The organism is Mycobacterium sp. TH-M15, from assembly GCF_057473705.1.
The window spans coordinates 1-3,930 of record NZ_JBYCLB010000594.1 but is presented as its reverse complement, the minus strand read 5'-3'; the positions used below and the strand labels follow the sequence as shown (position 1 = coordinate 3,930).

Here is a 3,930-nt window from a genome sequence, read left to right as displayed (position 1 = left end):
CTGCGCCGCCGACGGCATTGCCGCCGGGCGGTACGAGGTGGCCGCTGCCGGCGGGGTGGACACCACCTCGGACGCACCACTGGAGATCGGCAACGAGCTGCGCCGTACCCTGCTGGCGCTGCGCCGGGCCAAGACCAACCTGCAGCGGCTGAAGCTGGCCGGCAAGCTGCCCGCCGCCCTGGGCGTGGAGATCCCGGCCAACAAGGAGGCGCGGACCGGCCTGTCGATGGGTGACCACCAGGCGATCACCACCAAGCAGTTCGGCATCAAGCGGGTCGACCAGGACGAGCTGGCCGCGGCCAGCCATCGCCACATGGCCGCCGGCTACGACCGCGGATTATTCGACGACCTGATCACGCCGTTCCTCGGGCTCTACCGCGACGAAAACCTGCGGCCGGACTCCACGGTGGAGAAGCTCGCCACGCTGCGGCCGGTCTTCGGGGCGAAGTCCGGCGACGCGACGATGACCGCCGGCAACTCCACCCCGCTCACCGACGGCGCGTCGGTCGCCCTGCTGGCCAGCGAGGACTGGGCCAAACAGCACAAGCTGGCCCCGCTGGCCTACTTCGTCGACGCCGAGACCGCCGCGGTCGACTACGTCACCGGCCCGGACGGGCTGTTGATGGCGCCGACGTACGCGGTGCCCCGGATGCTGGCCCGAAACGGGCTGAGCCTGCAGGACTTCGAGTTCTACGAGATCCACGAGGCGTTCGCCTCGACGGTCCTCTGCCACCTGGCCGCATGGGAGTCCGCCGAGTACTGCAAGCAGCGACTCGGGCTGGACAAGGCGCTGGGATCGATCGACCGCGCCAAGCTCAACGTCAACGGGTCGTCACTGGCCGCCGGCCACCCGTTCGCCGCCACCGGTGGGCGGATTCTGGCCCAGACCGCCAAGCAGCTGGCGGAGGCCAAGGCGGCCCGGAAGGGTGCCGCGAAGAACAAGCCGATCCGGGCGCTGATCTCGATCTGCGCCGCGGGCGGCCAGGGCGTCGCCGCCATCCTGGAGGCTTGAGTACGCAACAGCCCCCGGCAGCGCGTGCGCCAGGGGCTGTGTTGCGGGCCTGCCGGCTTAGAAGGCCGCCTCGTCGAGCTCCATGATGTCGTTGTCCAGGTTCTCGACGGTCTGCCGGACACCGGTCAGCACCGGCAGGAAGGTCTTGGCGAAGAACGACGCCACCGCGACCTTGCCCTGGTAGAACGCCCGGTCGGCGTCATCGACCCCGGCGTCCAGCTTCTCGATCGCGACCGCGGCCTGCCGCGCCAGCAGGTACCCGATCACCAGGTCACCGACGCTCATCAGGAAGCGCACCGAGCCCAGGCCCACCTTGTAGATGCTGGAGATCTCCTCCTGGGCGGCCATCAGGTAGCCGGTCAGCGAGGCCGCCATCGCCTGCACGTCGGCCAGCGCGGTGGCCAGCAGCTCCCGCTCGGCCTTGAGCCGGCCGTTGCCGGTGTCGTTCTTGATGAAGGTCTCGATCTCGCCGGCGACGTGGCCCAGCGCCGCACCCTTGTCCCGGATGATCTTGCGGAAGAAGAAGTCCTGCGCCTGGATCGCCGTGGTGCCCTCGTAGAGCGAGTCGATCTTGGCGTCCCGGATGTACTGCTCGATCGGGTAGTCCTTCAGGAAGCCGGACCCGCCCAGGGTCTGCAGGCTCTCGGTGAGCTTGGCGTAGGCCTGCTCGGAGCCGCAGCCCTTGACGATCGGCAGCATCAGGTCGTTGACCTTCACGGCCAGTTCCTGGTCGACGCCGTGCACCAGCTTGGCCACCGACGCGTCCTGGTAGGTGGCGGTGTAGATGTACAGCGCGCGCAGACCCTCGGCGTAGGCCTTCTGGGTCATCAACGACCGCCGCACGTCCGGGTGGTGCATGATGCTCACCCGCGGCGCGGTCTTGTCGGTCATCTGGGTCAGGTCGGCGCCCTGGATGCGCTCCTTGGCGTAGGCCAGCGCGTTCAGGTAGCCGGTGGACAGCGTGGCGATCGCTTTGGTGCCGACCATCATCCGGGCCTGCTCGATGACCTCGAACATCTGCGCGATGCCGTTGTGCACCTCGCCGACCAGCCAGCCCTTGGCCGGCACCCCGTGCTGGCCGAAGGTGAGCTCACAGGTGGCCGAGGCGTTCAGCCCCATCTTGTGCTCGACGTTGGTGACGAAGACGCCGTTGCGTTCGCCCAGCTCCTGCTTGTCGAAGTCGAACAGGAACTTCGGCACGAAGAACAGCGACAGGCCCTTGGTGCCGGGTTTGGCGCCGTCGGGGCGGGCCAACACCAGGTGGAAGATGTTCTCGAAGAGGTCGTCGGAGTCCGCCGAGGTGATGAACCGCTTCACCCCGTCGATGTGCCAGCAGCCGTCGGCCTGCTCGGTGGCCTTGGTGCGCGCCGACCCGACGTCGGAGCCGGCGTCCGGCTCGGTCAGCACCATGGTGGCGCCCCAGCTCCGCTCGGCGACGATCTGTGCCCACTTCTTCTGCTCGTCGGTGCCGAGGTTGTAGAAGATCTGCGCGAAGCCGGCCCCGCCGCCGTACATCCAGACCGCCGGGTTGGCGCCGAGGATGTGCTCGTGCAGCGCCCACATCAGCGCCCGGGGCATCGGCATGCCGCCGAGCTCCGGCAGGATGCCGGCCTTCTCCCAGCCGGCCTCGATGGTGGCGCGCACCGAGTTCTTGAACGACTCGGGCAGCGTGACCGTGTGCGTCTCGGTGTCGAGCTCCGCCGGGTGGCGGTCGCCGTCGACGAACGATTCGGCGATCGGGCCCTCGGCGAACCGGCTCATCTCGTTGAGCATGTCCCGGGCGGTGTCCAGGTCCAGGTCGGCATAGCTGCCCTCGCCGAACGCCCTGTCGACCCCGAACACCTCGAACAGGTTGAACACCTGGTCGCGGACGTTGCTCTTGTAGTGACTCACGTCGTTCCTCCTGGAATGAGACCGCTACTCTTGGTTGAGTACTCAGGATAAGTTACCCACCAGTAACGTGTTCTACAAATATACTGTTCTCGCGCCGCGCCGCAAGCGAGGGTGAGCTAATCGCGGTTCACGCGGTCGGCAACGGTTACAGGTGGTTCGGACGGGTCGGACGGGACAGACGGGCGTACTTCGGTGAGGTCTCTGGGGAAGCTGACGCCGTCCTCCCTGCGTGAGGCGTTCGGGCATTTCCCGTCCGGGGTGGTCGCCGTCGCGGCCGAGGTCGACGGTGTGCGGCACGGCCTGGCGGCCAGCACCTTCGTCGCGGTCTCGTTGGAGCCGCCGCTGGTGTCGTTCTGTGTGCAGAACACCTCGACGACCTGGCCCCGGCTGAAGACGGCGCCGGCGCTGGGCATCAGCGTGCTCGGCGAAGCACACGACGCGGCTGCCCGGGCGCTGGCCGCCAAGACCGGTGACCGGTTCGCCGGGCTGGAGACGGTCTCCAACCGCAACGGGGCGGTCTTCGTCCAGGGCACCAGCCTGTGGCTGGAGAGCACCATCGAACGGCTCATCCCGGCCGGCGACCACACCATCGTCGTGCTGCGGGTCAGCGACGTCACCGTCGACGCCGGCGTCGCCCCGATCGTCTTCCATCGCAGCGTGTTCCGCCGCCTCGGTGGCTGACCCGGCCGCCCGGGCCGGCCCGCGGAGTCAGCCTTTGCGGCCGAACAGCTTCCGCCCCGCCCAGGCGATCGGGTCGTATCGGTGACCGGCCACCCGCTCCTTCATCGGAATGATGGCGTTGTCGGTGATCTTGATCCCCTCCGGGCAGACCTCGGTGCAGCACTTGGTGATGTTGCAGAACCCCATGCCGGCGTCGTCCTGGGCGAGATCACGCCGATCCGCGGTGTCCAGCGGGTGCATCTCCAGCTCGGCGAACCGAATGAACATCCGCGGGCCGGAGAACCGCTCCTTGTTCTCCTCGTGGTCGCGGATCACATGGCAGACGTTTTGGCACAGGAAGCATT

At 68.1% G+C, this 3,930-nt stretch carries 3 protein-coding genes and 1 pseudogene; 2 read left to right on the top strand and 2 right to left on the bottom strand.

Translation table 11 applies throughout. From position 1 onward, the window contains the following. Window positions 1–1,012 (top strand): acetyl-CoA C-acetyltransferase (locus tag AC2VNT_RS14660; protein ID WP_486947549.1); only part of this gene is annotated, 1,012 nt, incomplete at its 5' end. A 57-nt stretch (window positions 1,013–1,069) separates the two neighbouring features. On the opposite strand, the gene AC2VNT_RS14655 is transcribed toward AC2VNT_RS14660, so the two are convergent. Further along, a complete protein-coding gene (locus AC2VNT_RS14655) occupies window positions 1,070–2,905 on the bottom strand; it encodes an acyl-CoA dehydrogenase (protein WP_486947548.1) in 1,836 nt (611 codons plus the stop codon). A gap of 192 nt (window positions 2,906–3,097) precedes the next feature. Between AC2VNT_RS14655 and AC2VNT_RS14650 the strand changes: the two genes are divergently transcribed. Further along, the gene (locus AC2VNT_RS14650; RefSeq protein WP_486947547.1) at window positions 3,098–3,586 is read left to right on the top strand and encodes a flavin reductase family protein; all 489 of its coding nucleotides are present in this window, start codon (window positions 3,098–3,100) and stop codon (window positions 3,584–3,586) included. A 27-nt stretch (window positions 3,587–3,613) separates the two neighbouring features. Here AC2VNT_RS14650 and AC2VNT_RS14645 read toward each other — a convergent pair. Next, window positions 3,614–3,930 (bottom strand): annotated as a pseudogene (locus AC2VNT_RS14645) (succinate dehydrogenase/fumarate reductase iron-sulfur subunit); the annotation flags it as partial.